The sequence below is a fragment of the Streptomyces sp. NPDC107546 genome (assembly GCF_055639175.1).
In genome coordinates this window covers 1-16314 of record NZ_JBVKBA010000020.1, presented here as the reverse complement: position 1 = coordinate 16314, position 16314 = coordinate 1, and the positions used below count along the sequence as shown (strand labels likewise).

Annotated in this window: 16 protein-coding genes; 8 read left to right on the top strand and 8 right to left on the bottom strand. The window is 71.2% G+C overall.

What is annotated here, in order from left to right; translation table 11 throughout:
- Positions 1-83: 83 nt before the first annotated feature.
- The 7 genes from rhaI (at position 84) to ACZ7L1_RS26200 (ending at position 8955) form a co-directional block, all read left to right on the top strand.
- A complete protein-coding gene (gene rhaI, locus ACZ7L1_RS26230; protein ID WP_471440462.1) occupies positions 84-1244 on the top strand; it encodes an L-rhamnose isomerase in 1161 nt (386 codons plus the stop codon).
- 150 nt (positions 1245-1394) lie between these two features.
- A complete protein-coding gene (locus tag ACZ7L1_RS26225) occupies positions 1395-3434 on the top strand; it encodes a bifunctional aldolase/short-chain dehydrogenase (protein ID WP_471440461.1) in 2040 nt (679 codons plus the stop codon).
- Positions 3435-3439: 5 nt separating this feature from the next.
- Positions 3440-4876: a rhamnulokinase gene (locus ACZ7L1_RS26220; protein ID WP_471440574.1), complete on the top strand. Its 1437-nt coding sequence runs from the start codon at positions 3440-3442 to the stop codon at positions 4874-4876.
- Positions 4877-4948: 72 nt separating this feature from the next.
- Positions 4949-5704 (top strand): (Fe-S)-binding protein, encoded by a 756-nt coding sequence (locus ACZ7L1_RS26215; protein WP_471440460.1) that lies wholly within the window; start codon positions 4949-4951, stop codon positions 5702-5704.
- Complete coding sequence (locus ACZ7L1_RS26210; RefSeq protein ID WP_471440459.1) at positions 5701-7185, top strand: LutB/LldF family L-lactate oxidation iron-sulfur protein; 1485 nt, start codon at positions 5701-5703, stop codon at positions 7183-7185. The genes ACZ7L1_RS26215 and ACZ7L1_RS26210 overlap by 4 nt, the downstream gene beginning before the upstream one ends.
- Positions 7182-7823, top strand: a complete 642-nt coding sequence (locus tag ACZ7L1_RS26205; RefSeq protein WP_471440458.1) for a LutC/YkgG family protein — start codon at positions 7182-7184, stop codon at positions 7821-7823. Before ACZ7L1_RS26210 ends, ACZ7L1_RS26205 begins: the two co-directional genes overlap by 4 nt.
- Before the next feature lie 22 nt (positions 7824-7845).
- A complete protein-coding gene (locus ACZ7L1_RS26200; protein ID WP_471440457.1) occupies positions 7846-8955 on the top strand; it encodes an ABC transporter ATP-binding protein in 1110 nt (369 codons plus the stop codon).
- 71 nt (positions 8956-9026) lie between these two features.
- Here ACZ7L1_RS26200 and ACZ7L1_RS26195 read toward each other — a convergent pair whose 3' ends face one another.
- The 6 genes from ACZ7L1_RS26195 to ACZ7L1_RS26170 form a co-directional block, all read right to left on the bottom strand.
- Positions 9027-9962 carry an ABC transporter substrate-binding protein gene (locus ACZ7L1_RS26195; protein ID WP_471440456.1) on the bottom strand — a complete coding sequence of 312 codons (936 nt, stop codon included), beginning with the start codon at positions 9960-9962 and terminating at the stop codon, positions 9027-9029.
- On the bottom strand, positions 9959-10630 hold the full coding sequence (locus ACZ7L1_RS26190; RefSeq protein ID WP_471440455.1) for an ABC transporter permease: 672 nt from the start codon (positions 10628-10630) through the stop codon (positions 9959-9961). The genes ACZ7L1_RS26195 and ACZ7L1_RS26190 overlap by 4 nt, the downstream gene beginning before the upstream one ends.
- Positions 10627-11307 carry an ABC transporter permease gene (locus ACZ7L1_RS26185; protein WP_471440454.1) on the bottom strand — a complete coding sequence of 227 codons (681 nt, stop codon included), beginning with the start codon at positions 11305-11307 and terminating at the stop codon, positions 10627-10629. Before ACZ7L1_RS26185 ends, ACZ7L1_RS26190 begins: the two co-directional genes overlap by 4 nt.
- Before the next feature lie 187 nt (positions 11308-11494).
- Entirely contained in the window at positions 11495-12955 is a 1461-nt protein-coding gene (locus ACZ7L1_RS26180; RefSeq protein WP_471440453.1) for an aminotransferase class I/II-fold pyridoxal phosphate-dependent enzyme, read from the bottom strand.
- Between the two features lie 29 nt (positions 12956-12984).
- A complete protein-coding gene (locus ACZ7L1_RS26175) occupies positions 12985-13194 on the bottom strand; it encodes a hypothetical protein (RefSeq protein ID WP_471440452.1) in 210 nt (69 codons plus the stop codon).
- A gap of 85 nt (positions 13195-13279) precedes the next feature.
- A complete protein-coding gene (locus tag ACZ7L1_RS26170) occupies positions 13280-13945 on the bottom strand; it encodes a UdgX family uracil-DNA binding protein (RefSeq protein WP_471440451.1) in 666 nt (221 codons plus the stop codon).
- Between the two features lie 140 nt (positions 13946-14085).
- Between ACZ7L1_RS26170 and ACZ7L1_RS26165 the strand changes: the two genes are divergently transcribed.
- On the top strand, positions 14086-14439 hold the full coding sequence (locus ACZ7L1_RS26165; RefSeq protein WP_263228347.1) for an ANTAR domain-containing protein: 354 nt from the start codon (positions 14086-14088) through the stop codon (positions 14437-14439).
- 244 nt (positions 14440-14683) lie between these two features.
- Here the strand turns inward: ACZ7L1_RS26165 and ACZ7L1_RS26160 are convergent, their stop codons facing one another.
- Positions 14684-15478, bottom strand: a complete 795-nt coding sequence (locus tag ACZ7L1_RS26160; protein WP_471440450.1) for a SigB/SigF/SigG family RNA polymerase sigma factor — start codon at positions 15476-15478, stop codon at positions 14684-14686.
- Between the two features lie 194 nt (positions 15479-15672).
- Positions 15673-16314: alpha amylase C-terminal domain-containing protein (locus ACZ7L1_RS26155; protein ID WP_471440449.1), on the bottom strand; the 642-nt coding region annotated here is incomplete at its 5' end.

The window sequence follows — 16314 nt, the reverse complement described above, 5'->3', positions numbered from 1 at the left end:
TGGAGGCTCTTAGCTTCCCATCCTGAATCGTTTCACGGACGGTGTCCCCCACCGCTGCCCACCGATGCCACAGGAGCCCCCAAGTGACCGAGCTCGCCGCGGTGAAGGCCGCTCTGAAGTCCCAGGCCGTCGAGACGCCGTCATGGGCGTACGGGAACTCGGGCACGCGCTTCAAGGTGTTCGCGCAAGCCGGCGTCCCCCGCGATCCGCGCGAGAAGCTGGAGGACGCGGCGAAGGTCCACGAGTTCACGGGTGTCGCGCCGACCGTGGCGCTGCACATCCCGTGGGACAAGGTGGACGACTACGCGGCGCTGGCCAAGTACGCGCAGGAGCGCGGCGTGAGGCTCGGCGCGATCAACTCCAACACCTTCCAGGACGACGACTACAAGCTGGGCAGCATCTGCCATCCGGACGCGGCGGTGCGGCGCAAGGCCGTCGACCATCTGCTGGAGTGCGTCGACATCATGGACGCCACCGGGTCGAGGGACCTGAAGCTGTGGTTCGCGGACGGGACGAACTACCCCGGGCAGGACGACATCCGTGAGCGGCAGGACCGGCTCGCGCAGGGCCTCGCCGAGGTCTACGAGCGGCTGGGCGACGGGCAGCGGATGCTGCTGGAGTACAAGTTCTTCGAGCCGGCCTTCTACACGACGGACGTGCCGGACTGGGGGACGGCGTACGCGCACTGCCTGAAGCTGGGACCGAAGGCGCAGGTGGTGGTGGACACGGGGCATCACGCACCGGGCACCAACATCGAGTTCATCGTGGCGACGCTGCTGCGGGAGGGCAAGCTCGGCGGGTTCGACTTCAACTCGCGGTTCTACGCCGACGACGACCTGATGGTCGGGGCTGCGGATCCGTTCCAGCTGTTCCGGATCATGTACGAGGTGGTGCGCGGGGGCGGGTTCACCTCCGAGGTCGCCTTCATGCTCGACCAGTGCCACAACATCGAGGCCAAGATCCCGGCGATCATCCGCTCGGTGATGAACGTCCAGGAGGCCACGGCCAAGGCGCTGCTGGTGGACGGGGACGCGCTGGCTGCGGCGCAGCGGGTCGGGGATGTGCTCGGGGCCAACGCCGTGCTGATGGACGCGTACAACACGGACGTTCGCCCGCTGCTGGCGGAGGTGCGGGAGGAGATGGGGCTGGAACCCGACCCCATGCGTGCGTATGCGCGGTCCGGGTGGGCTCAGAAGATCGTTGAGGAGCGCGTGGGCGGTCAGCAGGCCGGTTGGGGTGCTTGATTTCTGGTCGCGTCTTCCGGGTGCGCCCGGTTCCAGGCCGTCTGCCGTGTGTGGCTTGTCGCGCCCACGCGGCAGAGCCGCACATTGATACAGCCCCGCGCCCCTGACGGGGCGCTCCACCACTCTCTTTCAGTTAAGGACCGAATCCTCATGGCAACCCATCCCGAAGCCGCCGCTCTCCTCGCCCGTGCCCATCGGCTCGGCTCCGATCCCCGTAACACCAACTACGCCGGCGGCAACGCGTCCGCCAAAGGCACCGACACCGATCCCGTGACCGGGGGTGATGTGGAGCTGATGTGGGTCAAGGGGTCCGGGGGTGATCTCGGGACCCTGACCGAGGCCGGGCTGGCCGTGTTGCGGCTCGACCGGCTGCGGGCCCTCGTCGACGTCTACCCCGGTGTCGAGCGGGAGGACGAGATGGTCGCCGCGTTCGACTACTGTCTGCACGGCAAGGGCGGGGCCGCCCCCTCCATCGACACCGCCATGCACGGTCTCGTGGACGCGCCCCACGTCGACCACCTCCACCCCGACTCCGGGATCGCGCTCGCCTGCGCGGCCGACGGGGAGAAGCTGACCGCCGAGTGCTTCGGCGACACCGTGGTGTGGGTGCCGTGGCGGCGGCCAGGGTTCCAGCTCGGGCTGGACATCGCCGCCATCAAGGAGGCCAACCCGCAGGCCATCGGCTGCATCCTGGGCGGTCACGGGACCACTGCCTGGGGAGCCACCTCGCAGGAGTGCGAGCGCAACTCGCTGTACATCATCCGCACCGCCGAGGCCTTCCTCACCGAGCGGGGCAGGCCCGAGCCGTTCGGGCCGGTGATCGAGGGATACGAGGCCCTGCCCGAGACCGAGCGCCGGGAGCGGGCCGCGGCCCTCGCGCCGTACGTCCGGGCGATCGCGTCCCAGGACAAGCCGCAGGTCGGGCACTTCACCGACTCCGAGGTCGTCCTCGACTTCGTGGCGCGAGCCGAGCACCCTCGGCTCGCCGCGCTCGGCACCTCCTGCCCGGACCACTTCCTGCGCACCAAGGTCCGTCCGCTGGTCCTCGACCTGCCGCCCACGGCGCCGCTGGAGGAGGCCGTCGCCCGGCTGAAGGAACTGCACGCCGCCTACCGCGAGGAGTATGCCGCCTACTACGAGAGGCATGCTCTGCCCGACTCCCCCGCCATGCGGGGGGCCGACCCGACGATCGTGCTCGTGCCCGGCGTCGGCATGTTCTCCTTCGGCAAGGACAAGCAGACCGCCCGCGTGGCCGGCGAGTTCTACGTCAACGCGATCAACGTGATGCGCGGCGCCGAGGCCGTGTCGACGTACGCGCCGATCGAGGAGTCCGAGAAGTTCCGCATCGAGTACTGGGCGCTGGAGGAGGCCAAGCTCCAGCGGATGCCGAAGCCCAAGCCGCTCGCCACGCGGGTGGCGCTGGTGACGGGGGCCGGCAGCGGGATCGGCAAGGCGATCGCGCAACGGCTGGTGGCCGAGGGCGCCTGCGTCGTCGTCGCCGACCTCGACGCCGAGAACGCCGCCGCCGTGGCCGAGGAGCTCGGCGGGCCGGACAAGGCCGTCGCCGTGACGGTCGACGTCACCTCCGAGGAGCAGATCACGGACGCCTTCAAGGCCGCCGTGCTGGCCTTCGGCGGCATCGACCTCGTGGTCAACAACGCCGGCATCTCCATCTCCAAGCCGCTGCTCGAGACCTCGGTGAAGGACTGGGACCTCCAGCACGACATCATGGCCCGCGGCTCCTTCCTCGTCTCCCGCGAGGCCGCGCGCGTGATGATCGCCCAGGAGCTGGGCGGAGACATCGTCTACATCGCCTCCAAGAACGCCGTCTTCGCCGGGCCCAACAACATCGCCTACTCCGCGACAAAGGCCGACCAGGCGCACCAGGTGCGACTGCTGGCCGCCGAGCTGGGCGAGCACGGCATCCGCGTGAACGGGGTCAACCCGGACGGGGTGGTGCGCGGCTCGGGCATCTTCGCGGGCGGCTGGGGCGCGCAGCGCGCGGCCGTGTACGGGGTGCCGGAGGAGAAGCTCGGCGAGTTCTACGCCCAGCGGACCATCCTCAAGCGGGAGGTGCTGCCGGAGCACGTAGCGAACGCCGTGTTCGCGCTGACCGGCGGGGACCTCACCCACACCACGGGACTGCACGTCCCGGTCGACGCCGGCGTCGCGGCCGCCTTCCTGCGGTGAGCGCCGTGCAGTCGTACGCCGCGGTCGACCTCGGCGCGTCCAGCGGGCGCGTCATGGTCGGCCGCGTGGGCACCGGCACCCTGGAGCTGTCCGAGGCGCACCGCTTCCCGAACCGGCCCGTGCGGGTCCCCGAGGGGCTGCGCTGGGACATCCTGTCGCTGTACGCGGGCGTCATCGAAGGGCTGCGCGCGGCCGGCCGGGTCGACTCGGTCGGCATCGACAGCTGGGCCGTGGACTACGGCCTGCTGGACGCGGACGGAGCCCTGCTCGGCAACCCGGTGCACTACCGGGACTCCCGCACGGAGGGGATCGCGGGGAAGGTCTGGGCGACCGTCCCCGCGGACGAGTTGTACGCCGCGACCGGCTTGCAGTACGCGCCTTTCAACACGCTGTACCAGCTCACCTCGGCCCGATCCACCGCCCAACTCGCCCAGGCCCGGCGCCTGTTGCTCATCCCGGACCTGCTGACGTACTGGCTGACGGGCGAGCAGGGCACCGAGCTGACCAACGCCTCCACCACCCAGCTCATCGACCCCCGCACGCGCGACTGGGCGTACCGCGTCGCGGCCCGGCTGGACATCGACCTCAGCCTGTTCGCACCGCTGCGCCGGCCCGGCGACCCGGCCGGTGTGCTGCGGCCCGAGGTGCTGGACGAGACGGGGCTGCAGGGTCCCGTGCCGGTCACCACCGTGGGCTCGCACGACACGGCGTCCGCGGTGGCCGCCGTACCCGCCGTCGGTGAGCGGTTCGCCTACATCTGCACCGGCACCTGGTCGCTGGCCGGCCTGGAGCTCCAGGCACCCGTGCTGACCGAGGAGAGCCGGGCCGCCAACTTCACCAACGAGCTCGGCCTGGACGGAACGGTCCGCTATCTGCGGAACATCATGGGGCTGTGGCTGCTCCAGGAGTGCGTACGGGAGTGGGGCGACCCGGACCTGCCCGGGCTGCTGTCGGCCGCCGCCGAGGTCCCGGCGCTGCGCTCCGTCGTGGACGCCGGTGACGCGGCGTTCCTGGCGCCCGGGCGGATGCCGGCGCGCATCGCCGAGGCGTGCCGGGCCTCGGGGCAGCCGGTGCCGGACTCCCCCGCCGAGGTCACGCGGTGCATCCTCGACTCCCTCGCACTCGCCCACCGCCGGGCCGTGTCCGAGGCCCAGCGGCTCGCCGACCACCCGGTGGACGTGGTTCACATCGTCGGAGGCGGCACCCGCAACGCCCTGCTGTGCCAGCTGACCGCCGACGCCTGCGGACTCCCGGTGGTGGCCGGTCCGACGGAGGCGGCCGCCCTCGGGAACGTCCTCGTCCAGGCCCGCGCCCACGGACTCGTCGGCGACCGGGCCGAGATGCGCCGGCTGCTCGCCGCCACCCAGCCTCTCACCCGGTACCAACCGCGCGGCGACACGGCCGCGTGGCGCACGGCGGATTCCCGGCTCGCCACGCCCTGAGCCGGGGTCTCCCCCAGGCCGCGTCCGCCGACTACCCTGCACTCATCCGATGATCGACCCCAAGGAGCCGCGATGCGTGTCGCCCTCTTCCTGACCTGCGTCAACGACACGCTCTATCCGGACACCGGCCGCGCGGTGGTGAAACTGCTGACCAGACTGGGCGTCGAGGTCGACTTCCCGATGGCGCAGACGTGTTGCGGACAGGCCCACTACAACACCGGATACCGGCATGAGGCCGAGCCGCTCGCCGTGAAGTTCTCCGATGTCTTCCGGGACTACGAAGCGATCGTGACGCCGTCGGGATCGTGCGGGGCGATGGTGCGGGAGCTGTATCCGCGGATGGGCGAGCGGGCACGGGCCGAGGGCCGCGGGGACGCACTCGCGGCCACCCTGGCACCCGTGGTCCCGAAGACGTACGAGCTGACGGAGTTCCTGGTGGACGTGCTGGGAGTGAGCGATGTCGGCGCGTACTACCCGCACAAAGTGACCTACCACCCGACCTGCCACGGTCTGCGGAGCCTGGGCCTCGGCGACCGTCCCAGGCGGCTGCTCCAGGCCGTGAAGGGCCTGGAGTTGGTCGAGCTGCCGGGGGCCGAGGAGTGCTGCGGCTTCGGCGGCACGTTCGCCCTGAAGAACTCCGATGTCTCGGCTGCGATGGGCGTCGACAAGGTGCGCAACGCCGAGTCGACGGGGGCTGAGGTGCTGTGCGCGGCCGACAACTCCTGTCTGATGCACATCGGCGGAACGATGGCTCGCCTGAGGGTCGGGATGCGGCCGGTGCACATCGCGGAGATCCTGGCGAGCACGGAAGAGGAGCCGCTGGTATGAGCGGAACGTATCTCGGTATGCCCGCCTTCCCGGCAGCGGCGCACGAGGCGGTGCGTGACCGGACCCTGCGCGGCAATCTGCGCCACGCCACCCACACCATCCGCGCCAAGCGCGCCAAGGCGGTCGCGGAGGTGTCCGACTGGGCGGAGCTGCGGGAGGCGGGCCGGCAGATCAAGGACCACACGCTGCGCCATCTGGACCGGTATCTGGTCCAGATGGAGGAGTCGGTCACGGCGGCGGGCGGCGTGGTGCACTGGGCCGCCGACGCGGAGGAGGCCAACCGGATCGTGGCCGAACTGGTCAGGGCTACCGGCGAGTCCGAAGTCGTCAAGGTCAAGTCGATGGCCACCCAGGAGATCGGGCTCAACGAGGCCCTGGAGGCGGAGGGCATCCGCGCCTACGAGACCGATCTCGCCGAACTGATAGTCCAGTTGGGCAAGGACCGCCCCTCGCACATCCTCGTCCCGGCGATCCACCGTAACCGCGGCGAGATCCGGGACATCTTCCGCTCGGAGATGGCCGCGTGGGGCCGCCCCGCCCCCGAGGGGCTGACCGACTCGCCCGCCGAACTCGCCGAGGCGGCCCGGCTGCACCTGCGGGAGAAGTTCCTGCGCGCCAAGGTCGGGATCTCCGGCGCGAACTTCATGGTCGCCGAGACCGGCACGCTGGTCGTGGTGGAGTCCGAGGGCAACGGGCGGATGTGCGTCACCCTCCCCGAGACGCTGATCTCGGTCGTCGGCATCGAGAAGATCGTGCCGACCTGGCGGGACCTGGAGGTGTTCCTGCAGACCCTGCCGCGCTCCTCCACGGCCGAGCGCATGAACCCGTACACCAGCACGTGGACCGGCACCACCGCCGAGGACGGACCGAGGACCTTCCACCTGGTACTGCTCGACAACGGGCGCACCGACACGCTCGCCGACCAGGTGGGCCGCCAGGCGCTGCGCTGCATCCGCTGCTCGGCGTGTCTCAATGTGTGCCCGGTGTACGAGCGGGCGGGCGGCCACGCCTACGGCTCGGTGTACCCGGGCCCGATCGGCGCGATCCTCAGCCCCCAGCTGCGGGGCACCCAGAGCGAGATCGACGCCTCCCTGCCGTACGCGTCCTCGCTGTGCGGCGCCTGCTACGAGGTGTGTCCGGTCGCCATCGACATTCCCGAGGTGCTGGTGCATCTGCGGGAACGGGTCGTGCAGGGCGGACCGGTGACACAGGGCGGCAACAAGGTCGTGCTGAGGCCCGCGAAGGGGCATGCCGCCGAGCGGGCGGCGATGCGGGCGGCACGCTGGGCGTTCGGCCACGCCGGGGCGCTGCGGACGGGTCAGCGGCTGGCGTCGCGCTCGCGCCGCTTCCTTCCGCGGACGCTACCGGGCCCCGGCCGGGCGTGGAGCGCTAGCCGGGACCTGCCGCAGGTGCCGGCGGAGCCGTTCCGCGACTGGTGGCAGCGGACCCGGGGCGGCAAGGACGGAGGCGATGGAAAGTGAACAGCAGAGAGCAGATCCTGGGCCGGGTGCGGCGCGCGCTGGCGGACGTACCGAAGGACGACACGGCGTACGACCAGGCCGTTTCCCGGGCCTATCTCAGGGAGCACGGCGAGCTCGGCGTCGAGGAGACGGTCGATCTGCTGGCGGAGAACCTGGCGGACTACCGGGCGATCGTGCACCGGGCCGATGCCGCCGCGCTGCCGTCGGTGCTGGCCGGTCTGCTCGCCGCGCGCGGCGCGCGCACCGTTCTGGTGCCGCCCGGACTGCCGTCACACTGGCTCACCGGCGTCGAGCAGGTCCCCGACCGGGTGGAGAGCACGTCGCACGAGCTGGACCGCGTCGACAGCGTGGTCACCGGCTGCGCCCTCGCCATCGCCGAGACCGGCACCATCGTGCTGGACGGCGCACCGGACCAGGGCCGCCGCCGTATCACCCTGGTCCCCGACCACCACATCTGTGTGGTGCGCTTCCCCGACCAGGTGGTCTCCTCCGTCCCCCAGGCCCTGGAACGGCTCGACCCGGCACGTCCGCTGACATGGATCTCCGGGCCGTCCGCGACGAGCGACATCGAGCTGGACCGGGTCGAGGGGGTGCACGGACCGCGCACCCTGGAGGTGGTGCTGGTGAGCGGTGAGTGACCGGCGCGGTTAGCGTGAGGGAATGATCCGGTTCGAGCAGGTCACCAAGCGGTATCCGGACGGCACGATCGCCGTGCGCGACCTGTCGTTCGAGGTCGCCGAGGGTGAACTGGTCACGCTCGTCGGGCCGTCCGGCTGCGGCAAGACGACCACGATGATGCTGGTCAACCGGCTGGTGGAACCGACTTCCGGGCGTGTCGTAGTGGGCGGTGAGGACGTCGCGGCCGTCGATCCGGTGCGACTGCGGCGCCGGATCGGCTACGTCATCCAGCAGGTGGGGCTGTTCCCGCACCGCACCGTGCTCGACAACACGGCTACCGTCCCGCTGCTGCTCGGCTGGACGAAGGCGAGGGCACGGGCGCGCGCCGCCGAGCTGCTGGAGCTGGTGGGCCTGGACCCGAGGACCTACGGGCCGCGCTACCCGGACCAGTTGTCGGGCGGTCAGCGGCAGCGGGTCGGAGTGGCGCGGGCGCTCGCCGCCGATCCGCCCGTGCTGCTGATGGACGAGCCGTTCGGTGCGGTCGACCCGGTGGTGCGGAAGCAGTTGCAGGACGAGTTCCTGCGGATGCAGGCGGCCGTGCGCAAGACGGTGCTGCTGGTCACGCACGACATCGAGGAAGCGGTGCGGCTGGGCGACCGGATCGCGGTGTACGGACAGGGGCGCGTCGAGCAGTTCGACACACCGGGGGCGGTGCTGGGCCGGCCGGCCACGCCGTATGTCGCCGCGTTCGTGGGCGCGGACCGTGGGCTGAAGCGCCTGTCGGTGACGGAGGTCCAGCCGGGCGACCTCGAACAGCCGCCGGTCACCCGCCTCGACGAGCCCGCCCGGCGGGCCGAGGCCCGGTTGCGCGCCGAGGGCGCACTCCAGGCGGTCGTCCTGGACGCGGAAGGCGATCTGCACGGCTGCGTCGGCACCGAGGAGCTGGCCGACGGCGGCCTGGTCCGCGACCACGCCCACCGGATGGACTGCTGGGTCCCGGTGGGCGCTTCGCTGAAGGAGGCGTTCGAGGTGATGCTCCAGTACGACGCCGGCTGGGTGGCTGTTCTGGACGGAAGGCACTTCCTCGGCGTCCTGACCCCGGCCGGGCTCCACACGGCCCTTCGCTGCTCGGCGGACGCGTTCACTCCGTGACGAAGTCGGCCGTCATCGCCATGTCCCTCGTGCATCGGCTTCCGAAGCCGGCAGGAGGCCCACCCGCCACGTCACTTCAGGAGCCCCTTGTCCTCGAGGTAGGCGCGGGCCACGTCCTGCGGCAGCCGCCGCCAGCTGTCCACCCGCTGGTTCAGGGACGTCAGGTCCTCAGTCGTCAGGACCGGGTTGAGAGCGCTCAGGGCCTTGATGACACGGACGCCGCCCGCCCGGGCGCGGTTGACGACCGGGACGACGTAGTCCGCGTTCTGCAGGTGTCTGTCGTCCGCGAGCAGGACGAGCCCGAACGTGTCGAGGGTGGCGTCCGTCGTGGTGGTCAGCACCATCTGGTCCCGACCGTCCTGGACGGCCCGCTTGGCCTGTGTGGTGCCGACACCCTTGGGGTCGATACCGGTGATGTCGATGCCGTACGTCTTTCTCAACCCGGGTGCGCAGTACGGCCGGCGCACACATTCGTCCCCTGCCGCGAGCCGCACCTTCAGGCCCGAGCGGCCGAGGTCGCTCAGGGTCTGAAGGTGGTGGTCGCGGGCGTAGGCGCGGGTCACCGCGAAGGCGTTTCGATCGACCGCGCGGCCCGGGTCGAGCACCGTCAGTCCGCGGGGCGCGGTCAGTCTCCGCAGCGCGCTCATGGTGGCGGCGAGGTCCGGCGAGCCGACGGGCGCGGCCCCGGCGCCGTGGGTCCTTGCCTGGAGCCAGTCCGCGAAGGTGGCCGCATACTCCGGGATCACGTCGATCTGCCCGGACTCCAGGGCGGGTTCGTACAGTTCGCGGTTGGCGACGGTGATGAGGGAGGTCGTGTAGCCGGCCCGGTTCAGCAGCAGGGCGTACATGTGGGCGAGCAGGTCGCTCTCGGTGAAGCCGGCCGAGCCGACGGTCAGGTGCCTGCTGTCGCCGGGCGGCGCGGTGACCCGGCCCCGGGTCTCCAGGGAGGGGCCCGTCATACAGCCGGCGACCAGCAGGACGGACGCGAACGCCGCGTACCGTCTCATCGCCGGTCCCTCGCCCGGCGCGGCGCCAGCCGCTCGAAGGCCTCGAAGATCCCCTCAACCACCAGTGCGAACGCGGCCACGAGGGCGGCCCCGGCGACGACCTGGGGCGTACTGGCCAGGTTGAAGCCCGCGGTGATGACGCGGCCGAGTCCACCGCCGCCGGCCAGCGCGGCGATCGTGGCGGTGGCGACGAGCTGGACGGCGGCGATGCGCACCCCACCCAGCACCATGGGGAGCGACAGGGGCAGTTCCACGCGAAGGAGCACCTGGCGGCCGGTCATGCCCATCCCCCGCGCCGCTCGCACCACGTCGGGGTCGACCCCCCGTATGCCGACGTACGCGTTGGTCAGCAGCGGCGGCACCGCGAACAGCACGAGAGCGACGACGGTCGGGCCGTCGCCCCAAGCGCCGATCGGGGTGAGCAGCAGGAGCACCAGTACGGCGAAGGTGGGGACGGCACGGCCGACGTTGGAGAGGTTGACGGCGAGTGCGCCGCCCTTGCCGAGGTGACCGAGGACGAGGGCGACGGGCAGTGCGATCAGGCAGCTGACGAGGAGACAGACGGCGGTCAGGACGAGGTGCTGCTGCAGTCGGTGCCCGATGCCGTCGTCGCCCGCCCAGTGCGCCGGGTCGGTGAGCCAGTGCCAGGTGTCGCCGAGGGTCCTCATCGGCTTCTCGCCCTCGCCCAGGGGGTGGCGAGCCTTTGCACACCGAGCAGCAGCACGTCGGCGGCCACCGCGATCAGCACGCACAGCACGGACGCGGTCAGCACCTGTGCCTTGAAGTAGGTGTTCATGCCCGCGTAGACGAGGTTGCCGAGACCGCCGAAGCCGACGATCGCCCCGACCGTGACCAGGGACACCGCCGAGACGGTGGCGATGCGCAGGCCGGCCATGGCGGCGGGCAGGGCGAGCGGCAGTTCCACGGTGAGCAGCAGCCGGATCGGCCCGTAGCCCATGCCGAGGGCGGCCTGCCGGGTCTCCTTTGGAACGGCGCGCAACCCGGCGAGGATGTTCCGGACGAGCAGGGTGAGCGAGTACAGGGCGAGCCCGGTGACGACCAGGGTCGCCGACAGCCCGTACAGGGGCAGGAGCAGCGAGAACATGGCCAGCGACGGAATCGTGTAGAGGACCGTGGTGACGCCGAGGACGGGTGCGGCGGCCCGGCGCAGGCGGCGCGCCAGGACCGCGAGCGGCACCGCGATGAGCAGGGCGATGGCGACGGAGGCCGTGACCAGCTGCAGATGCTGGAGCACCGCGTCGAGGAGGATGTGGCGGCGGGTGCGCAGGTAGGCGCCGCAGATCCACTCGTTGCGGGCGAGGCAGTCGTCCGGGGGGGTGGTCACACGTCCATGGGACCGGCCGGCGAGGGGCCGCGCTCGTTGTGGTGACCCGTCGGGGTGTCGCCGTCCGCAGCGTGGTGATGACGGAGGCGCTGTCCGTGCGGGGCGGGGACACCCGGGCCCGCGTGAGGTACCTACGAGCCGAGGGGCGGCCCGCAACGGGGCCGCCCCTGGTACGGGTGCGGAGAGGTCAGCGGCACACGCTGATGGTGTGCAGCTCGGGGTCGTCGGCGTCGGGGAGGTTCATGCCCGAATCCAGGCCCGTACGCAGATAGCGCAGCACCGGCTCGGTGAGGCGTTCGCCCGGCAGGACGGCCGGGATGCCCGGCGGATAGGGCGTGATCATCTCGGCGGCGGTCCGGCCTGCCGCCTGCCCCAGGGGCACGGACTCCTTGGGCCCGAAGTACGCGTCGCGCGGCAGTCGCACCTGCTCGAGGCGCATCTCGTCTCCCGTCGGCACCTCGGGGTGCGGCAGACCGGCCGCGAGCTCGTCGGCGCGCCCGGCGAGGTCGCGCAGGGCCTGAAGCAGGGGCCGGGTGGTGTCGGGCGAGTCGGCGAAGGTGAGCTGAGCGCTGATCCGGCGGTGGTCGGAGAGGTGCATGTCGATGTGGTGTTCGGCGCGCAGCCAGTCGGCGGCGCGGTAGCCGCTCGTGCCGAGGCCGCTGACGTCGATGGTGATGGGCAGCGGGTCGTAGTCCGCGGACAGGCCCGGGCCCACCAGGTCGTCGCGTCCGAGGACCTCCAGGCCCGGGATCTCCTCGACGGCGGCCCGGACCTGCTCGGCCAGGTGCAGCGCGTCGTCCAGCAGGTCCTTGCCGCGCAGGGCCATCTGGCGACGCCAGGCGTCGAGTCCCGCGAAGATGAGGACCGAGGGGCTGGTGGTCCCCAACAGGTCCGCACGCGACTTCAGGGTCGTGGGATCGATCAAAGAGCCCCGCAGATGGAAGACAGAGCCCTGTTCGAAGCCGCTGCCCATCTTGTGGATGCTGGTCACGCAGACGTCCGCGCCGGCGTCCATCGCCCAGGACGGCAGATCCGGATGGAAGGGCAGGTGCGCGCCCCACGCCTCGTCGACGATGAGTGGCAGTCCGCGCGCGTGGCAGATCTCGGCGATCGCGGCCAGATCCGCGCATCCGCCGTACGGGGTCGGGCTGGTGACCAGGGCGCCGCGCGCCTCGGGATGGCGGTCGAGGGCCTCGGCGAAGGCCTCCGGTGAGGGTGCGTGCGCGAAGCGCTGCCGTTCGTCCCACTGGGGGTCGACCCAGACGGGCTCGATGCCGGCCAGGATCAGCCCGGAGACCACCGACTTGTGGGCGTCACGCCCCACGACCAGCTGCTCGTGCGGACCGGCCACGGCTAGCATCGCGGCCTTCACGGACAGCGAGCTGCCGCAGGTGGTGAAGAAGGTGTGCTCGGCATGGACGGCGTCCGCCATCAGTTTCTCGGCCCGCACCAGGACCTCACCGGTCATGCGGCGGTCGTCGAGACCGCCCGAGGCGAGCACATCGGAGCGGAAGACGTCGCTCAGCAGCTCTCTGGCTTCCGGGTCGGCACCGCGGGCCTGTTTGTGCCCGGGCGGGGTGAAGGCGAGTTCCCCGCGCTCGTGGTAGCGGCGCAGGGCTTCGAGAATCGGCACTCGGGTGTGGTCCACGGGTGTTCCCTCCTTCGTCGAGCGGTCGGTCACGGCTCTCGGTCGGAGGGGCGTCCCTCGGCGGTCTTCCGGTTGGCCTTCAGGCTCGGGGTGATCGGGTCACCCGTGCCGCCCCCGGTGCCCCCGCCGGTGTCGGTGTCGTCCTCGTGGCCCTGCTCCTTCACCTCCTCAAGAACCTCCTCGGTGGCGGTACGGGTCGGCTTCTTGCGCCACGGCAGGCGCGACAGGATCGTGCTCATGGCGGGCCGGGTACCCGCGGATCGCCGGATCAGGCGGGCCGGAGCCGCCGCTCACGCGTTCGGCGCCCGTACCGCCGCCTTCAGCTCAGGCCCGCCCGTTCAGCGCCCGCGCCGCCACCTTCAGGTCGGACACGAGCCCGGCGTACGCCGCCTCCCGGTCGTCGGCGCGGAGGATCGCCGAGGGGTGCACCGTCGCGACGACGTACCGCTCGTCCTCGGAGCCGGGCAGCGGGAGCAGGCTCCCGCGGTCCTTGCTCACCCGGAAGGAGCCGCCCAGCAGCGACTTGGCGGCGGTCGCACCCAGGGCCACCACCACATCGGGCCGGATCAGGTCCAATTCGGCGCGCAACCAGGGCTTGCAGGCGCCCGTCTCGCGGAGGCTGGGCGCCTTGTGGATGCGCCGCTTGCCGCGTTCGGGGACGACGGTGAACTTGAAGTGCTTGACCGCGTTGGTGACGTACGCGGTGCCGCGATCGATGCCGGCCTCGGTCAGCGCCTTGTCCAGCAGGCGTCCGGCCGGGCCCACGAAGGGTTCGCCCCGGCGGTCCTCCTGGTCGCCCGGCTGCTCGCCGACCAGCACGACCCGCGCCGAGGTCTCCCCCCGGCCGAACACGGTCTGGGTGGCGTTCTCGTACAGGGGGCAGCCGTGGCAGTCGGCGGCGGCACGCCGGTATACGGCGAGGTCACCGCCGTCCGGCAGGAACGGGGTCGCGTCGTACGCGCTCGCCCGGGGGTCCTCGGTACGGCTCATGACGTTCTTCACCTCCCCGGCCCACGGTTCTGACCCGGTTCCCCGCAGTACCCCTTCTCCCGGCTCGCACACCCCTGGCGCGGTGGGGACGATGGAGGGAGCCCGACATCGGCGAAGACCACAGCAGCCCGGAGGGGACGATGACCTCGAAAGCCCGTCCGGGAGACGACGAGCCGGACACCACCTCCCAGGCGGAACGGATCTTCCAGCTGGAGGAGGAGATCTGCCAACTGAAGGAGGCCGTCACCTCGCACGCGACGGTGGACCAGGCCATCGGCATGCTCGTCGCCCTCGGCCATGTGACGCCCGGCCAGGGATGGGAGGTGCTGCGGGAGGTCTCGCAGCACGCGAACATCAAACTGCGCAATGTCGCGGAGATGATACTGATCTGGGGCCGCGACGGGGATCTGCCGGACGACCTGCGCGTCCTTCTGGAGGACACGCTCGACCGCTACGGCCCCACGCAGTTGCCGGAGGGTCCGCCGCAGCACTGACGCCGCGTGTGCCGACGTCGTGTTTCAAACACCCTCTCGCGGATAGTCCGGAAGGTGTCGGCGCACTGGCCAACCGGTCCCGGGAGGGTTCGGCAGTGAGCCCACCGCAAACGGCCGTCCGGTCGACAAGCGGCTCGGGCGGCCGAATGCGATGCGAACCGATGCCGCGGCGGACCGGCAGGGCGGGCCGGCAGGGCGGATCGGCAGAGCGGAACGGGCAGGACGGATCGGCCGGGTCCGGGCATCAGGCGCTGTCGGAAAGGGCCTCCTCACGCACACGCGCACAGCATCCGCTGAGCAAGCGCGAGACGTGCATCTGGGAGATGCCGAGCTGGCTGGCGATCCGGCTCTGGGTCATCCCCCGGAAGTAACGCAGATAGAGGATGGTGCGCTCACGTTCGGGCAGCGAGCGCAGACACGGTTTGACGGCCTCCCGGTCGACGATCAGGTCGTAGCCGGCGTCGGAGTCGCCGAGGGCGTCGCCGAGCGCGTAGCCGTCGTCGCTGCCGGCGACCTCCGCGTCCAGGGAGAGCGCGGTGAAGCTGTCCATGGCTTCCAGCCCCACCCGCACATCGTCCTCGCTGAGATGCGCGTGCTCGGCGATCTCGGCGACGGTCGGGCCGTGCCCCGGGGTCTCCTGTCCGATCTCCTTGACGGCCGCCCGCACCCGGTTGCGCAGGTCCTGGACACGCCGCGGCACGTGCAGGACCCACATGTGGTCCCGGAAGTGCCGCTTGATCTCACCGGTGATGGTGGGAATGGCATAACTCTCGAACGCGTAGCCGCGCGCCGGCTCATAGCGGTCGACCGCCTTGACCAACCCGAGGGCGGCCACCTGGCACAGATCCTCGACGGACTCGCCCCTGCCTCTGTAACGCCGGGCGATACGCTCGGCCATCGGCAGCCACGACCGGACGATCTCGTCGCGCAGCGCCTGCCGCTCGGGGCCGTCGGGCAGCCCACGCATCTGAGCGAAGGCGTCAGTGGTGTCAGGGGCGTCGTCGTGCGGGTGTTGCTTGGCCTTGACCGTGATGCGCATGTGCTTTTCAACTCCCTCGAGGGGCTGATTGGACAGTCACCATGGGAGGGCGCACTCACGGAACAGCGCGGGGAACACACCCGGGGCTGGTGAGCCAGCTCCCACGGACGTGCCTCCTGTCCGAAGCACTAATCAGCCCATTCCCGACTTTCTGGACGGCAAACAATTTTCTCGGACATAGTGACGGTCGGCGCTCACCCGACTGCGGGAAGCAGCCATACGGTGGCCAGGGGCGGAAGGGTCAGACGGACGCCGTGTCCGGGACCCGGTTCGGGGGCGAGGGGGTGCCGGTTGCGGACGTCGCTGCCCCCGTACGCCGCCGCGTCCGTGTTCAGCACCTCGTGCCAGGCCGGGACGTCGTCCGGGACGCCCAGGCGGTAGTCGTGGCGGACGACAGGGGAGAAGTTCGACACGGCCAGCAGGGGTCTGCCGTCCGCGTCGTGGCGCAGGAACGCGAACACGTTGTCGTCGGCGGCGTCCGAGACGACCCAGCGGAACCCGGACGGGTCGGTGTCGCGCTGCCACAGGGCCGGGGTGCGGAGGTAGACCCTGTTGAGGTCGCGGACCAGGTCCCGCACGCCCCGGTGGTCGGGTTCCGCCCCGTACTCCGGATCCAGCAGCCACCAGTCGAGGCCCTGGGCCTGTGACCACTCGCCGCCCTGGGCGAACTCCTGTCCCATGAAGAGGAGTTGCTTGCCCGGGTGGGCCCACATGAAGCCCAGGTAGGCGCGGTGGTTGGCGCGCTGCTGCCACCAGTCGCCCGGCATCTTCGACACCAGCGACCGCTTCCCGTGCACCACCTCGTCGTGGGAGATCGGCAGGACGTAGTTCTCGCT